The sequence below is a fragment of the Actinomadura opuntiae genome (genome assembly GCF_030283205.1).
Taxonomy (GTDB): domain Bacteria; phylum Actinomycetota; class Actinomycetes; order Streptosporangiales; family Streptosporangiaceae; genus Spirillospora.
The window spans coordinates 343,874-359,605 of record NZ_JASNWF010000007.1; the positions used below are offsets into that span (position 1 = coordinate 343,874).

Annotated in this window: 15 protein-coding genes; 8 read left to right on the plus strand and 7 right to left on the minus strand. The window is 74.2% G+C overall.

From position 1 onward, the window contains the following. The first annotated feature begins 31 nt into the window (after positions 1–31). Positions 32–1,903, plus strand: coding sequence for a glycoside hydrolase family 3 protein (locus QP089_RS17680; protein WP_285912711.1), 1,872 nt, complete (start codon positions 32–34; stop codon positions 1,901–1,903). Here the strand turns inward: QP089_RS17680 and QP089_RS17685 are convergent. Next, positions 1,900–2,805 (minus strand): NAD-dependent epimerase/dehydratase family protein, encoded by a 906-nt coding sequence (locus tag QP089_RS17685; protein WP_285912712.1) that lies wholly within the window; start codon positions 2,803–2,805, stop codon positions 1,900–1,902. The genes QP089_RS17680 and QP089_RS17685 overlap by 4 nt on opposite strands. 114 nt (positions 2,806–2,919) lie before the next feature. Here QP089_RS17685 and QP089_RS17690 point away from each other — a divergent pair, with 114 nt between their 5' ends. Both QP089_RS17690 and QP089_RS17695 read left to right on the plus strand, forming a co-directional pair. Further along, entirely contained in the window at positions 2,920–3,888 is a 969-nt protein-coding gene (locus QP089_RS17690) for a GlxA family transcriptional regulator (RefSeq protein WP_285912713.1), read from the plus strand. Further along, a complete protein-coding gene (locus tag QP089_RS17695) occupies positions 3,885–5,093 on the plus strand; it encodes an ROK family transcriptional regulator (protein ID WP_285912714.1) in 1,209 nt (402 codons plus the stop codon). Before QP089_RS17690 ends, QP089_RS17695 begins: the two co-directional genes overlap by 4 nt. Here the strand turns inward: QP089_RS17695 and QP089_RS17700 are convergent. From QP089_RS17700 to pdhA, 5 genes are all read right to left on the minus strand, one after another. Continuing rightward, entirely contained in the window at positions 5,071–6,180 is a 1,110-nt protein-coding gene (locus QP089_RS17700; protein WP_285912715.1) for an AAA family ATPase, read from the minus strand. The two genes, QP089_RS17695 and QP089_RS17700, sit on opposite strands and share 23 nt — an antisense overlap. Then, positions 6,177–6,821 (minus strand): nicotinamide riboside transporter PnuC, encoded by a 645-nt coding sequence (gene pnuC, locus QP089_RS17705; RefSeq protein ID WP_285912716.1) that lies wholly within the window; start codon positions 6,819–6,821, stop codon positions 6,177–6,179. The genes QP089_RS17700 and pnuC overlap by 4 nt, the downstream gene beginning before the upstream one ends. A gap of 92 nt (positions 6,822–6,913) precedes the next feature. Continuing rightward, positions 6,914–8,278 carry a dihydrolipoamide acetyltransferase family protein gene (locus tag QP089_RS17710; protein ID WP_285912717.1) on the minus strand — a complete coding sequence of 455 codons (1,365 nt, stop codon included), beginning with the start codon at positions 8,276–8,278 and terminating at the stop codon, positions 6,914–6,916. After that, positions 8,275–9,324, minus strand: coding sequence for an alpha-ketoacid dehydrogenase subunit beta (locus tag QP089_RS17715; protein WP_285912718.1), 1,050 nt, complete (start codon positions 9,322–9,324; stop codon positions 8,275–8,277). Before QP089_RS17715 ends, QP089_RS17710 begins: the two co-directional genes overlap by 4 nt. Positions 9,325–9,335: 11 nt before the next feature. Next, positions 9,336–10,493 (minus strand): pyruvate dehydrogenase (acetyl-transferring) E1 component subunit alpha, encoded by a 1,158-nt coding sequence (gene pdhA, locus QP089_RS17720; protein ID WP_285912719.1) that lies wholly within the window; start codon positions 10,491–10,493, stop codon positions 9,336–9,338. Between the two features lie 144 nt (positions 10,494–10,637). On the opposite strand from pdhA, the gene QP089_RS17725 reads away from it, so the two are divergent. Continuing rightward, a complete protein-coding gene (locus QP089_RS17725; RefSeq protein WP_285912720.1) occupies positions 10,638–11,294 on the plus strand; it encodes a GntR family transcriptional regulator in 657 nt (218 codons plus the stop codon). 19 nt (positions 11,295–11,313) lie between these two features. Here QP089_RS17725 and QP089_RS17730 read toward each other — a convergent pair whose 3' ends face one another. Then, entirely contained in the window at positions 11,314–12,009 is a 696-nt protein-coding gene (locus QP089_RS17730; RefSeq protein WP_285912721.1) for a GntR family transcriptional regulator, read from the minus strand. Positions 12,010–12,173: 164 nt separating this feature from the next. Between QP089_RS17730 and QP089_RS17735 the strand changes: the two genes are divergently transcribed. The 4 genes from QP089_RS17735 to QP089_RS17750 are packed head-to-tail and all read left to right on the plus strand — an operon-like array spanning position 12,174 to position 15,718. After that, positions 12,174–13,406, plus strand: coding sequence for an NRAMP family divalent metal transporter (locus tag QP089_RS17735; protein ID WP_446474048.1), 1,233 nt, complete (start codon positions 12,174–12,176; stop codon positions 13,404–13,406). Between the two features lie 13 nt (positions 13,407–13,419). Then, on the plus strand, positions 13,420–14,028 hold the full coding sequence (locus QP089_RS17740) for a 5-oxoprolinase subunit B family protein (RefSeq protein ID WP_285912823.1): 609 nt from the start codon (positions 13,420–13,422) through the stop codon (positions 14,026–14,028). After that, positions 14,025–14,930 (plus strand): 5-oxoprolinase subunit C family protein, encoded by a 906-nt coding sequence (locus QP089_RS17745; RefSeq protein WP_285912722.1) that lies wholly within the window; start codon positions 14,025–14,027, stop codon positions 14,928–14,930. The genes QP089_RS17740 and QP089_RS17745 overlap by 4 nt, the downstream gene beginning before the upstream one ends. After that, positions 14,927–15,718: a putative hydro-lyase gene (locus tag QP089_RS17750; protein ID WP_285912723.1), complete on the plus strand. Its 792-nt coding sequence runs from the start codon at positions 14,927–14,929 to the stop codon at positions 15,716–15,718. The genes QP089_RS17745 and QP089_RS17750 overlap by 4 nt, the downstream gene beginning before the upstream one ends. Positions 15,719–15,732: the final 14 nt, after the last annotated feature.

The following is a 15,732-nucleotide window of genomic DNA, read 5'->3' on the forward strand; positions in this document are numbered from 1 at the left end:
GGAATTGGCCGCCGCCGGAAAAACCCTCCTCATGCACAGTTTCTCCGCGAAGGCGGCCCGGTTCCGGCTGCTCTCCCTCGGACTGCCGGCGCTCCTCGTCCTCGGCCCGCCCGCCGTGCTCGCGCTCGGCACCGGCGGCGCCGGGACCCCGGCCGGCGCGTCCGCCGTCCCCTACCTGGACCCCGCGGAGCCGGTCGCCGCCCGCGTGGACGACCTGCTCTCGCGGATGAGCCTGGACGACAAGCTCGGTCAGATGACCCAGCCCGAACGCCGCTACATCACCCCCGCCGAGGTCGGCACGTACCGCATCGGGTCGGTCCTGTCGGCCGGGGGCTCGGCGCCGAAACCGAACACGCCCGAGAGTTGGGCCGACATGTACGACGTGTTCCAGAAGGGCGCCCTGTCCGCGCCGTTGCGCATCCCGATGATGTACGGGGTGGACGCGGTGCACGGCGACAACAACGTGGTCGGCGCGACCATTTTCCCGCACAACATCGGTCTCGGCGCGACCCGCGATCCGGCGCTCGTCCGCGATATCGGCGCCGCGACGGCCGAGGAGATGACCGCCACCGGCGTCGACTGGGATTTCGCGCCGTGCGTGTGCGTGGCCCGCGACGATCGATGGGGCCGGACCTACGAGTCGTTCGGCGAGGTCCCCGAACTGCCGTCCGCCATGACGACCCTCATCGACGGCCTCCAGGGCGGGAAACTGGGCGGGCCGTCGTCGGTGCTGGCGACGGCGAAGCATTTCGTGGGGGACGGCGGCACCGAAGGCGGCCGCGACCGCGGCGACGCGAAGATCTCCGAAGAGGAGTTGCGGGCGGTGCATCTGCCGCCGTTCCAGGAGGCCGTCCGGCACGGCGTCGGCTCGGTGATGGTCTCCTACAGTTCCTGGAACGGCGTGAAGATGCACGCGAACCGGTACCTGATCACCGATGTGCTGAAGGGCGAACTCGGATTCCAGGGCTTCGTCGTGTCCGACTACGAGGGCGTCGGCCGGATCGACGGGAGGCCGGACCTCACCAGGGACGAGGTCGCCAAGGCGGTCAACGCCGGAATCGACATGGTGATGGTGCCGCAGAAATGGAAGCAGTTCATCGCCGACCTGCGCGCCGAGGTCAAGGACGGGACCGTCCCGATGGCGCGCATCGACGACGCGAACCGCCGCATCCTCACCAAGAAGGTGCAGCTCGGGCTGTTCGAGCGGCCGCTCGCCGACCGGAGCGGCCTGCGGACGGTCGGGAACGCCGCGCACCGCGCGCTCGCCCGGCGTGCCGTCGCCGAGTCGCAGGTGCTGCTGAAGAACGACGGCGCCCTGCCGCTGCGCCGCGGCGGGAAGATCTTCGTGGCCGGACGCAGCGCCGACGACATCGGCATGCAGTCCGGCGGCTGGACGGTCACCTGGCAGGGCTCGCCGGGCAAGACCACGCCCGGAACGACGATCCTGCAGGGCATCCGGCAGGACGCGGGCACGGCGGCGAAGATCGACTACGACCGCGACGGCGAGGGCATCGACAAGTCCTACGACACCGCCGTCGCCGTCGTGGGGGAGAAGCCGTACGCCGAGTACCACGGCGACCGGCCCGACGGCCTCGCCCTCGACGAGGAGGACCTGAAGACCATCGGCCGGCTGCGCGCCTCGGGCGTGCCGGTCGTCGTGGTGCTGGTCTCGGGCCGCCCGCTGGACGTCGCCTCGCAGGTCGGCGGCTGGAACGCCCTCGTCGCGTCCTGGCTTCCGGGCACCGAGGGCGCGGGCGTCGCCGACGTCCTGTTCGGCGACGCCCGTCCCGCCGGCCGGCTCCCGGTGACCTGGCCGCGCGCCGGCGACCAGGAGCCGATCAACCTCGGCGACGGCAAGAAGCCGCTGTTCCCCTACGGCTACGGCCTGACCTACGGCGGCTAGCCGAGCGTCTCCTTCAGGACGGCGTCCAGAGGCGAGGCGGTGAGCCCGAAGGCCGTCTCCACCGCCGAGGAGTCGACCTCGAACGGCCGGTGCGACATGTGCTGCGTCTCGAACAGCTCGTTCCAGAACGGGTTGCCGAACCCGAGCAGCGCGAGGTCGCGGTCGGTCATCACATCCAGGCGCGGCGCGGGCGCACCGGCGAGCTCGGCGAGCCGCCCGGCCACCTCGCGGACGGACACGTTGATCGTCGGTGCGTGCCAGGCGCGTCCCCAGGAGCGGTCGTCGCGGGCCACGGCGACGAGGGTGCGGGCGGCGTCGCCGATCGCCGTGAAGCCGTGCGGCGCGTCCAGGTCGGCGGGGGCGAGCGCGAGCCGCCCGGCCAGGACGTTCGGCTGCACGATGAGCGAGAACGCCGAGACGGCGCCGGCGCCGACGAACTGCCCGGCGCGCACCTCGGTGACCCGCACCCGTCCGGCGTCGTGCGCCTCCTTGGCCGCGTGCCACAGCTCGGCGCGGACGCGTCCCTTGGAACCGGTCGCGGCCAGCGGCAGGTCCTCGGTGACGGGGCCGTCCACGGGCCCGTAGGCGTAGAGGTTTCCGAGCATCACGTAGTCCGCGCCGGTCCGCTCGGCCGCGGTGAGGATCGAGGTGAACAGGGGCGGAAGGGTTTGCGGCCAGGTGTGGTACGCGGTCATCGCGGCGTTGAACACGGTCCCGGCGCCCTCGGCCGCGCGCGCCAGCGCGCCGGTGTCGGTGGCGTCGAGCGCGACCCGCTCGATCAGCGGATGCTCCGGACCGCTCCCGCTCCGGGTGACCAGCCGGACGCGCTCACCCCCCTCGGCCAGCAGGCGAGCGGTGGCGGCGCCGGTCCCGCCCGCGCCGATGACGACATGAAGCGGCATTATCTTCTCCAGTGGATCGGGCCGGGACCCGCGTGCCCCGGCGCGCTCCAACTCTGCGGTCCTCCACGCGACGGCGGCAGGGGGCCGCTCGCCAACCGTCCGGAGGTTCTGGCCATGCACACGGTGCACACGGTCGCGGTGGTCGTCGCGCCGCCGGTGATGGCGTTCGACGTCACGATCCCGGAGATGGTGCTGGGCGCGGCCGTGGTCGACGGCGGCCCCGGCTACGAGCTGCTGGTCTGCGCCGCCGAACCGGGACGCGCCCTGGAGACCGTCGGCGGGCTGGACGTGGTGGCGCCGCACGGGCTGGACGCCGTGGACCGCGCCGGCACGGTCCTGGTGGTCGGCAGCGGCGGCCGGGAGGGCAACGACCCGCGCACGCTGGACGCGCTGCGCGGCGCCGCCGCGGCGGGCAAGCGGATCGCGGCGATCTGCACCGGCGCGTTCGTGCTGGCGGAGACGGGTCTGCTGGACGGGCGGCGCGCCACCACCCACTGGGGCCTGACGGCGGAGCTGGCGCGCCGGTTCCCCGCGATCGACGTCGTGCCGGACGTCCTGTACGTCGACGACGGGCCGGTCCTCACCTCGGCGGGCGCGGCGGCGGGCATCGAGCTGTGCCTGCACCTGGTGCGCGCCGACCACGGCGCGGCGGTCGCGGCGGAGGCGGCGCGGCAGACGGTCGCGGCGCCGCCGCGTCCCGCCGGGCAGGCGCAGATCCTCGACGACCCGCTGCCCGCCGAGCCGGACCAGTCGCTCGCCGCGACCCGCGCGTGGGCGCTGCGCCGCCTCGACACCCCGCTGACGCTCGCCGCCCTGGCCCGGCACGCGCGCGTCAGCACCCGGACGCTGACCCGCAGGTTCCACGCGGAGACCGGGTGCAGCCCGCTGCAGTGGCTGCTGCAGCAGCGGATCGGCCGGGCCCGCGAGCTGCTGGAGACGACGACGCTCTCGATGGACCAGGTCGCCGCCCGCAGCGGCCTCGGCAGCGCGGACTCGCTGCGCGAGCACATGGTCCGGCGGGTCGGGCTGACGCCGTCGGCGTACCGGTCGTCCCACGGCAGGCGAGCCGGAGGGGTGCGGTGACCGAACGCTCGCTGCACGGCGGCGACCCGTCGATGCTGCGCCGCCTGAACGCCGCCGCCACCCTGCGGGAGCTGCGCGACGGCGGGGAGTCGACGCTGTCCGGGCTGGCGAGCCGCGTCGGGCTGTCGCGCCCCACCACCGAGGGCGTGCTCGGCGAGCTGATCGGCCGCGGCCTGGTCGCCGAGGTCGCGCCGCGTCCCGGCAGCGGCCTCGGCCGGCCCGCCCGCCGCTACCGGTTCCGCGCCGAGGCCGGCCACGCCCTCGGCATCGACATCGAGGCCGACCGGGTCCGGCTGCTGGTCGCCGACCTCACCGGCGAGGTCGTCGGCGGCCACCGCGCCCCGCTGGACCTGCACGGCCGTCCCGCCGGACGGATCGCCGCCGTCCGCGGCGCCGTCAAGGAGTGCCTCGCCGCCGCCGGGATCGGCCGCCGGTCGCTGCGCGCCGTCTCCGCCGGCACCCCCGGCGTCGTCGGACCCGACGGCACCGTCACCCGCTGCGCCGTCGTGCCGGGCTGGGAGGGCGTCGACCTCGCCCGCGACCTCGGCCGCTCGTTCCCCTGCCCCGTCCTGGTGGAGAACGACGCCAACCTCGCCGCGGTGGCCGAGCGCTGGCGCGGCGCCGCCCGCGCGGCCGACGACGTCGTCTGCGTCCTCGCCGGGCTGCACACCGGCGCGGGCGCGATCATCGGCGGCCGGCTGCACCGCGGCCGCTGGGGCGCCGCCGGGGAGATCGGCATGCTGCCCGAGCTGGGGCTGCTCGACACCACCGCGCTCCTGGTCACCGGCGCGGGCCCGGGCTCGGGGGCGTCCGGCGCCGCCCTCGCCGGCCTCGCCTCCGCCGGTCCCGCGCTCGACGACGCCGACCGCGTGCTCGCGGCGGCGGGCCGCGGCGAGCCCGCAGCGCTGGCCGCCGTCGACCGGCTCGCCGCCCGGATGGCCCGCGGCGTCGCCGCCATCGCCCTCGCCCTGGACCCCGAGATGATCGTCATCGGCGGACCGCTGGCCGGGGCGGGCGCGTCGCTGGTGGCCGCGCTGCGCCGGCACGTCCCGCCGCTGTGCCTGAGCCCCGTCCGCATCGAGGCGTCCGGGCTGGGGGACGAGGCGGTCGCCCTCGGCGCCGTCCGCCTCGCGCTCGACCGCATCGACGAGGACCTGTTCCGCGTCGGCCCGGCGCCCGGGGCTACGGCGCCAGTGGAGCGCTGAACGACCAGCCGCCGTCGAGCAGCGCGTCCGCGGCCGCGACGGCGGCGGCGAGCCGCTCCTCGTGCGGGCCGGTCACGACGATGTGCGGCAGGCCGCGTTTCTCCAGCTCCTCCTGAAAACGGCCCGACATCCACGACCGGATCGACTCGCCGTCGCGCCAGCCGTCCTGCTCGAATGGCACACCGTCCGGCGAGGTCAGAACCCACAGATGGTGCGGGACGCGCGCGTGGACGGCCTCCACCTCCGGCGCCGGCGCACCGAGGTACCGCTCGTGCCAGAGGGCGGTCGCGAACGCGTCGGTGTCGCACACCAGCAGCGGCGAACCGGTGCGGGCGGCGGCGTCCTCCAGCGCGGCGTGCCGCTCGGCGATGGCGGTGAACTCGGAGGACTCCCAGACCAGGTCGTCCAGCCACAGCGACGGGTCGGACGCGGCGCGCCGCGCGGCGGCCAGCTTCTCCTCGGTGAAGGTGCGGCCGTACTCCGGCACCCACCGCGTCGCCGCCCACACCCGGCCGCGCGCGGCGTAATGTGCGGCGAGCGCGCGGGCCAGCGTCGTCGTGCCGGTCGACTCGGCACCGGTCACCACGACGCGCCGCGCCAGATACGCGCGGACGGCCGGCGACAGCCACTCCCACGCCGCGACCGGATCTTCGCGGACGGCGGTGCCGCTGACCGGGAACCGCTCGCGCGGCGGATCCACCGGCACGTGCACGGCGGAGAACCGCGCGGCCAGCTCGGCGCCGTACGGCTCGGAGCTGAACACCGCGTCCACCGGCGGGACGGCCACGCCGAGCCCGGACCGCAGCGCCAAGCCCGCCCGGAACGCCGCGACGTGCGCCGACCAGATCTCGTCCGACCCGTAGTCGATCTCCGCGTCGTCCACCACCGGGACCATCTCCACGTGCGGCTGCGGGTGCGCCTCGCGCAGCCAGGCGGTCCGCAGCGCGAGCGGGATGCTCTCCACGGTCGACGCCGCGACGACCACGGTCACCCGCGCACACGCGGCGGCGGCCGTGTCGATCAGATGGTGGTGTCCCGCGTGCGGCGGATAGAACTTGCCGATGACGAGCCCGTGCTCGTGCGTCATGCCGCCACCGCGGTCGTCTCCCGCCGCCGGAAGTCGCGGCGCCAGGCGACCAGGCCCGCGACGCAGAGCGCCAGGAACAGCACGTACAGGGCGCCGGTCAGCTTCAGCTCCTTGTAGAAGTAGAGCGGGATGTAGATCAGGTCGGCGGCGATCCACAGCCACCACGACTCCAGCAGCTTGCGGGACTGCCCGTAGGTCGCCACGAGCGACAGCGCGGTGGTCAGCGCGTCCCAGAACGGGACGGTCGAGTCGGTCCAGGCCGACAGCATCCAGGTCAGCAGCGCCGTCCCGGCCGCGCCCGCGACGGCCAGTGCCGCCCACTCGGTGCGGCCGGTGCGCCGGACGGGCAGCTCGTCGCGCCCGTCGCCCGCGTACAGCCACACCCACCACCCGTACAGCTGGAGCACGACGTAGACGACCTGGAGCCCGGCGTCGGCGTAGAGCCCGCCGTCCAGGAACACCAGCCCCAGCAGGACGACGTTGGCGATACCGACCGGCCAGTTCAGGATGTTCTGCCGGACGACCAGCCACACGTTCACCGCGCCGGTGGCGAAGCCGAGCAGCTCCGCCCACGTGGTGGGCACGGACCCGAGATGGAAGGCCGGATCCAGCAGGGGACCCAGCGGAACGTCGACCGCCATGCCGGCAATGATCACATGTCGTCAGAAAGACGACAAGTGGCGCGCGGCCCCGGTGACCTCCCCGATCACCGGGCCGCGCGCCCGTACCGCGCTCAGGCGACGATCAGCAGCGGATTCTGCAGCAGCTCGGCGAGGCGGGCGAGGAACTTCGCGGCGGTCGCGCCGTCGCAGGCGCGGTGGTCCACCGAGAGGGTCACCGCCATTCGCTTGCCCGGCACGACCTGCCCGTCGCGCACCACCGGCTCGTCGCGCACGGCGCCGACCGCGAGGATCGCCGCCTCCGGTGGGTTGATCACCGCGGAGAACGAGTCGACCCCGAACATGCCGAGGTTGCTGACGCTGAACGTGCCGCCGCTCATCTCCCGCGCGGACAGCTTGCCGTCCCGCGCCCGCCCGGCCAGCTCGCGGGTCTCCGCGCCGATCTGCGAGACGCTCTTGCGGTCGGCGTCCTTCACGACCGGGACGACCAGGCCGTCCGCGACCGCGACCGCGACGCCCACGTTCACCCGCTTGTGGAAGAGCAGGTTCTCCTCGGTGTAGGAGACGTTGACCTCCGGGTGCTCGCGCAGCGCCGTGGCCACCGCCTTGACGACCAGGTCGTTCACGCTGACCTTGGCCGGGGCGAGCGCCTCGTTGAGGGTGGCGCGGAAGGCCAGCAGCGCCTCGGCGTCCACCTCCCGGTTGAGGTAGAAGTGCGGCGCGTTCTGCTTGCTCTCGGTGAGCCGCCGCGCGGCGACCTTGCGGAACCGGTTCAGCGGGACGGCCTCGACGTCGGGGTCCTCGGCGGCCTGCTGCGGCTTCGCGGCGGCGGGCGCGGGCACCTGGGCCGGGGTCGGAGCGGCGGGCGCCTGGGCGGCGGGCGCGGCCGGGGCGCCGTTGCGGATCGCGGCCTCGATGTCGGCGCGGACGATGCGCCCGCCCGGGCCGGAGCCGGTCAGCGTCGCCAGGTCGATGCCGTGGTCGCGGGCCAGCCGGCGCGCCAGCGGCGACGACGGCGGGCGGGACGCTCCGGGCCGGCGCCCGTCCGGCGCGGGAGCCGGGTGCGCCGCGGCCGGCGCGGCGGCCGCCGGTACGGGCTCGGGCGCCGGTTCCGGCTCGGGCGCCGGTTCCGGCTCGGCGACCTGTTCCGGCTCGGCGACCTGTTCCGGCTCGGCGACCTGTTCCGGCTCGGCGGCCGGAGCGGGGGCCTGCTCGGCGGCGGGCGCCTCGGGACGGGCGCCGCCCGCCGGGGCGACCACGGCGATCGGCGCGCCGATCGCGGCGGTCTCGCCCTCGCCGACGAGGATCTTCTCCAGCACGCCGGCCTCGTAGGCCTCGTACTCCATGACCGCCTTGTCGGTCTCGATGTCCACCAGGACGTCGCCGACCGCCACCTCGTCGCCCGGCTTCTTCTGCCAGGAGCTGATGACGCCCTCCTCCATCGTGTCGGAGAGGCGCGGCATGAGGATCTCGGTCATGAGGTCGGCTCCAGCACGGTCGGCGGGGGTGTGGGGGTCGTCCCCCTCGGGATACGGCCGGTCGCGCGGAGCGTGGCGCGGACGGCGGTGAGCAGGGAGTCGGCGGACGGCAGCGCCGCCGTCTCCAGGGACTTGGCGTAGGGCAGCGGCACCTCGGCCATCGCGACGCGGCGGACCGGGGCGTCCAGCCAGTCGAAGGCGCCCTCCTGGATCGTCGCGGCGATCTCCGCGCCGATCCCGTAGGTCAGCCAGTCGTCCTCGGCGACCACGGCGCAGCCGGTCCTGCGGACCGACTCGACGATGGTGGCACGGTCCAGCGGGCGCAGGCTCCGCAGGTCGACGACCTCGGCGGACACGCCCTCGGCGGCGAGGGTCTCGGCGACCTCGGTGGCGACGCGCGCCATCCGCGAGTAGCCGATGATCGTGATGTCGGTGCCGGGACGGGTGACGGCGGCGCGGCCGATCTCGGCCGGTTCGATCTCCTCGACCGGGGCCGGCAGCTCGCCCCTGGTGTTGTAGAGGGCGAGGTTCTCCAGGAACAGCACCGGGTCGTCGTCGCGGATCGCGGCCTTCAGCATCGCCGACGCCTCGGCGGGCGTGCTCGGCGCGACGACCTTGAGGCCGGGGATGAACGAGTAGAACAGCTCGACGTTCTGCGAGTGGGTGGCGCCGAGCTGCTGGCCGCCGCCGCCCGGGGTGCGGATCACCATCGGCACGCTGGCCTGGCCGCCGAACATGCCGTAGATCTTGGCGGCGTGGTTGACGATCTGGTCCAGCGCGAGCAGCGAGAAGTTGATCGTCATGATCTCCACGACGGGGCGCAGGCCGAGCATCGCGGCGCCGATCGCGGCGCCGACGAAGCCCTCCTCGGCGATCGGGGTGTCGCGGACGCGCTTGGGCCCGAACTCCGTGAGCAGCCCCTCGGTGATCTTGTACGAGCCCTCGAAGAGCCCGATCTCCTCGCCCATCAGGAAGACGTTCTCGTCGCGGAGCATCTCCGCGCGCAGCGTGTCCCGGAGCGCCTGGCGGTAGGTGACGGGTGCCATGGAACTGCTCCTCAGGAACTGAACACGGGGTCGGCGGGCAGGCGGCGCAGCTCGCCCGGGACCGGGGTGGCGTAGGTGTAGTCGAACAGCGTGGAGACCTCGGGCGCGGGGCTCTCGTCGGCGAACGCGGCGGCGGCGTCGATCTCGGCGGTGACCTCGGCGTCGAGGCGGTCGCGCTCGTCGTGCGACAGGATCCCGGCCTCCTCCAGCTCCAGCGCCATCCGGGCGAGGGGGTCGGCGGCCTTCAGGGCCTCCTTCTCCTCCTTGGACCGGTAGCGGGCCGGGTCGACGACCGAGTGGCCCTTGAGCCGGGGGCTCGTGGTCTCCAGCAGGTACGGCTTGCTCTCGGCGCGGGCGCGCTCGACGGCGTGGCGCGCGGCGTCCCGCACGGCCACCACGTCGGTGCCGTCCACCCGGACGCTCTCCATTCGGTAGGCGGCGCCGCGCCGGTACAGCTCGGGCTCGGCGGCCGAGTGCTCCACGGTGGTGCCCATGCCCAGACCGTTGTTGATCACCACGAAGACGACCGGGAGGTCCCAGAGGCCCGCGATGTTCAGCGACTCGTGGAAGGCGCCGATCGCGGTGGTGCCGTCGCCCATGTGGCACATGACGACCTCGTCGCCGCCCTTGTAGGAGACGGCGAGGGCGGCGCCGGCGGCGAGGGGGACCTGGCCGCCGACGATGCCGTACCCGCCGAGCAGCCGCGCCTCGGCGTCGAACAGGTGCATGGACCCGCCCCAGCCCTTGGACACGCCGGTGGAGCGCCCGTACAGCTCGGCCATCACGCGCTCGGCGGAGATGCCCTTGGCGAGGGCGTAGCCGTGCTCGCGGTAGTTGGTGAACAGGTAGTCGGTGGGGCGCAGCGCGGTCATCAGGCCGACGACGGTCGCCTCCTCGCCGAGGTTCAGGTGGCAGTACCCGCCGATCTTCGCCTCGGTGTAGGCGCGGGCGGCCCGCTCCTCGAAGCGCCGGATCAGCAGCATCTGCCGGTAGTAGCCGACCAGCGTCTCGGGCTCGTCCGCGGGGACGCCGGGCGCCGTGCCGTTCACCGTGCGCGCGGCGCCGCCTCCGGCCGGAGCGGCCGCCGGCCCGGAGGCCTTGGTGCCGCGCGCTCTCCGGGTCGTGCGGGCCGGAGCGGCCTTGGTAGCCGACCGTGTGGTCTCAGCCATCGGCGACCTTCCTTAGTCCGGGGGAACGCCGTAGGATCGCCACGACGCTCACCGATCATCATTGATCAATGATCGATCATATTCGAGTCTATCCGGTCGGGCGTCAAGACTCACTTACCGTCGCCCCGTCTAATATTGGCTCCCGTGAACACGCCCGTCCCCGCCCAGCTGCTGCGCACCGGGCTCGCCGACCAGATCCGCGAGTTCATCGTGGAGGGCATCAGCTCCGGGCGGTGGGAGCCGGGCGAGCGCATCGTCGAGCGGCGCATCGCCACCGAGCTCGGCGTCAGCCAGGGGCCGGTGCGCGAGGCGCTGCGGCAGCTGGAGGCGCAGCGGCTGATCGAGTCGCTGCCGAACCGGGGCGCCCGCGTCCGGGACTTCACCGAGCAGGACCTCGCCGAGATCTTCCCCGTCCGCGCCGGGCTGGAGCGCACCGCCGCCGAGCTCGGCATGGCCCGCATCGCCGGCTGCCTGGACGCGCTGGAGCAGCGCAACCGGCAGCTCGGCGAGGCGGCGCGGGAGGGCGACCTGCACGAGCAGATGCGGCTCAGCATCGCCTTCCACCGCGAGATCGTCGAGGCGGCCGGCAACCGGCTGCTGTTCTCGGTGTGGGAGGGCCTCGGCATCGAGCTGTGGACGACGCTGTCGCTGCGGCTGCACCACACCGAGATCTACTCCAAGTCGGCCGAGCACGCCGAGCTGATCGAGGCGTTCCGCCGCCGCGACCCGCAGGCCCCCCAGCTGCTGCACGACCACGTCATGAACTACGCGCCGCAGGCGCCGAAGGAGGCCGCGCCGTGAGCCGCCCGGACGGGGCCCCTCACCCCTGCTCGCGGTAGGCCTTGGTGAGCTGCGCCTCCGCGTCGTCGAGGTAGGAGCGCAGTTCGGCCTCGGCTCCCTCGGTGTCGCCCCGTTCCAGCAGGTCGTAGAGCCGCCGGTTGCGGGCGAGGTAGGGCTCGTGGAACTCGCGGGGCGAGCCCATCTCGTGGAAGACCAGGCGCATCTCGGCGAGCAGGTGCCGCGTCATCTCGTCCACCCGGGGGCTGCCGACCAGCGCGGCGAGCGCCTGGTGGAAGCGGATGTCGGCGGTGCCGACCTGCTCCCAGCAGTGGTCGGCGGCGGCGCGCTCGCCGTCGGTCACGGCGGCCTCCACGCGGGCGAGCGCCCCGGGCGGGGCGGACGGCGCGCACCGCACGCCCTCGCACTCCAGGATCCGGCGGACGCGGTACAGGTCGGCGAGGCCGTCGGCGGTGACGCGGCGGACGAACACGCCGCGGTTGAACTCGTGCACCAGCAGCCGCTCGTTGATCAGCAGCCGGAACGCCTCGCGGATGGTGTTGCGCGAGACCTTGGCGGCGCGGCCGAGGTCCTCCTCGGGGATGCGCTGGCCGGGGACGAGGCGCCCGTCGGTGATCTGCTCGCGCAGCAGGTGGGCGACGCGGTCGGCGGTGCTGTGCCGGCCGATGTCGTCGCGGGCCGCCGCGATGGTGTCCAGCCACGACTCCTGCGCCGGCATCGGCCCGCCTCCCCGCCGGGCGCGCGGCGCCGCCGGGCCGCGCGCGGAACTTGTGCGACCCCCACCGTATCCCCTTCCGCGTAGAAATCATCAACAAGGGGATTGATGGATTGTTGAACAATCCTTACGCTGTCGGAAAGCCCGACACCCCGGAAGGGGCAGCCATGACGGAAACCGCCCTCGACCAGACCCCGGCCCCGCCCGCCTCCTCCTCGTCCCGCCGCGGCGCCCTCCTCGGCGCCATGTTCCTGATGGCCACCAGCGCCATCGGCCCCGGGTTCATCACCCAGACCACCTCGTTCACCGCCAAGCTCGGTGCCGCGATGGCGTTCGCGATCCTGGTCTCGGTGCTGGTGGACATCGCCATCCAGCTGAACGTGTGGCGGATCGTCGGCGTCTCCGGCCGGCGCGCCCAGGACCTCGGCAACTCGGTGGTGCCCGGCGGCGGCTACGCGCTGGCCGCCCTGGACGTCTTCGGCGGCCTGGTGTTCAACATCGGCAACGTGGCCGGCTGCGCGCTCGGGCTGAACGCGCTGCTCGGCCTGGACGTCAAGCTCGGCGGCGCGCTGTCCGCGCTGGTGGCGATCGCGGTCTTCCTGATCCGGCGGGCCGGCGTCGCGATGGACCGGATCGTGGTGGTGCTCGGCGCCGTCATGATCGTCATGACGCTGTACGTCGCGGTGAAGTCCGGGCCGCCGCTCGGCGACGCGCTGCGCCAGACCGTCGCGCCCGAGCAGGTCGACTTCCTGGTCATCACGACGCTGATCGGCGGGACCGTCGGCGGCTACATCACCTACGCGGGCGCGCACCGCATGATCGAGTCCGGGCTCACCGGGCCGGACAACGTCCGGGAGATCAACCGCAGCGCGATCACCGGCATCATCGTCACCGGCGTCATGCGGGTGCTGCTGTTCCTCGCCGTGCTCGGCGTCGTCGCCGGCGGCGTCACCCTCGCCAAGGACAACCCGGCGCCGTCGGCCTTCCAGCACGCCGCCGGGGAGACCGGCCTGCGGGTGTTCGGCCTGATCATGTGGTCGGCCGCGATCACCTCGGTGATCGGCGCGTCCTACACCTCGGTGTCGTTCCTGGTGTCGTTCTCCGGCTGGATCGAGCGGAACCGCAACCGGCTCGTCGTCGCGTTCATCGTGGTGTCCACCGCGATCTACCTGGCGATGGGGACGACCCCCGCCAAGCTGCTGATCCTCGCCGGCGCCCTCAACGGGCTGATCCTGCCGTTCGGGCTGGCGGTGCTGCTGTGGGTCGCGGCACGCCGCCGCGACCTGCTCGGCGGCTACCGCTACCCGGCCTGGCTGCTCGCGCTCGGCGTGGCGGCCTGGCTGCTCTCGCTCTACCTCGGATGGAACTCCCTGACCGGCATCAAGGACCTCTGGAACTGAGATGGGGGAGGGGATGCGGATCCTGCCGGACGGCGACCGGGCCGTCCTCGTCGAACTGCCCGGCCTGGAGGTGATGCTCGGCCTGTACGCGGCGCTCACGCAGGACCCGCCGCGCGGCGTCGCCGACGTCGTCCCGGCGGCCCGCACCCTGACCCTGCTGCTCGACCCGTCCGCCGACCCCGCCGAGGTCGCCGCCGCCGTGCGCGGCGCGCGGCCCGGCGCGGCGGCCGGGACCGCGGAGACCGTCGAGGTCCCCGTCGTCTACGACGGCCCGGACCTCGCCGAGGCCGCCGCGCTCACCGGCCTCACCCCGGACGGGGTCGTCGCCGCGCACACCGGCACGCCGTGGCGGGTCGCGTTCACCGGGTTCGCGCCCGGCTTCGGCTACCTGGAGGGCGGGGACCCGCGGCTGGACGTCCCGCGCCGCGGCACGCCGCGCGTCCGGGTCCCGGCCGGCGCGGTCGGGCTGGCGGGCCGCTTCAGCGGCGTCTACCCGGTCGAGTCGCCGGGAGGCTGGCGGCTCATAGGGCGAACGGAGGCCGTCCTATGGGACCTGGACCGCGACCCGCCCGCCCTGTTCCGACCCGGGGCGAAAGTTCGTTTCGTCCGGAGGGAACCATGAAGCGGGGCCTGGACGTTCTGCAATCAGGACTCCTGGCAACCGTTCAGGATCTGGGACGTCCGGGTCACGCGGCGCTCGGCGTGGGGGTGGCGGGCGCCGCGGACCCGGATTCGTTCCGGCTCGCGAACCGCGCGGTCGGCAATCCGGAGAGCGCCGCCGCGATCGAGGTCACCTTCGGCGGGCTGCGCGTCCGGTCCCGCGGGGGAGTGTTCGCGGCCCTGACCGGAGCGCCCGCGCCCCTCACCGTCGACGGCCGGGCCGTCGCCCCCTACTCGGTCTTCCACGTGCCCGACGGCGCCGAACTGCGGATGGGCACGCCTGCCGCCGGCCTGCGCAGCTACCTGGCGGTGCGCGGCGGGATCGCGGTCCCGCCCGTCCTCGGCTCCCGCTCCACCGACACGCTGTCCGGGCTCGGCCCGCCGCCGCTCAAGGCCGGCGACGTGCTGCCGGTCGGCCCGCCGCCGCGCGCGAACCCGCTGCTGGACGTGCTGCCGGTCGCGCCGCCGCCCGCGTCCGGCATCGAGCTGCGCGCGATCCCCGGCCCCCGCGCCGACTGGCTGGTCCCCGGCGCCCTGGACGCCCTGTTCGGCGCGCCCTACGAGGTGACCAGCGAGATCGACCGGGTCGGCATGCGGCTCGACGGCCCGCGCCTGGAGCACGCCGGACGCGGCGAGCTGCCCAGCGAGGGCACCGTCACCGGCGCGGTGCAGGTCCCGCCGTCCGGGCTCCCCGTGCTGTTCCTCGCCGACCATCCGGTGACCGGCGGCTACCCGGTCATCGCGGTGGTCGTCTCCGCCGACATCGGGCGCGCCGCGCAGGCGCGCCCCGGGCAGCGGCTGCGGTTCCGCCCGCATCCGGCCCCCGCCCTCGCAGGACCGCACTCCACCCAGGAGGGAACGTGACGAACCCGATCGACCCGGGCGCGCTGTCCCCGGACCAGGCCAGGGCGCTGTTCCGCGCCGGGCTGCGCGTCCCCACGGCCGGCTGGTGCTCGGGCTGGACGCAGGCGAACCTCATCGCCGTCCCCCGCGACCAGGCCTACGACCTGCTGCTGTTCGCGCAGCGCAACCCCAAGCCGTGCCCGGTGCTGGACGTCACCGAACCGGGCGAGGTGTCGGCGTCGCTGTTCGCCGGCGACCTGCGCACCGACCTGCCCGGCTACCTCCTCTACGAGCACGGCGAACCGGTCGCCGAGGTGTCCGACGTGACCGCACACTGGCGCGACGACCTGGTCTGCTTCCTCATCGGATGCAGCTTCACCTTCGAGGACGCGCTGCGCGAGGCCGGCGTCCCCGTCCGGCACATCGAGCAGAACACCAACGTCCCGATGTACCGGACGAACCGGATGTGCCGCCGCGCGGGCGAGTTCGGCGGCCCGCTGGTGGTCTCGATGCGGCCCGTCCCCGCCGCGCAGGTCGCCGACGCCGTCCGGGTCACCGCGCGGTACCCGTCCGTGCACGGCGCGCCCGTGCACGTCGGCGACCCGGTGGAGCTCGGCATCGACGACCTGGACGCGCCCGACTTCGGCGACCCGGTCGAGGTCCGGGTGGACGAGATCCCGGTGTTCTGGGCGTGCGGGGTGACGCCGCAGGCCGCGGTCATGGCGTCCCGTCCCAAGCTGGCGATCGGCCACGCGCCGGGGCACATGGCGATCACCGACGTCCGCGACACCCGGTACCTCGTGCCCTGAGTCGGCATAGGCTG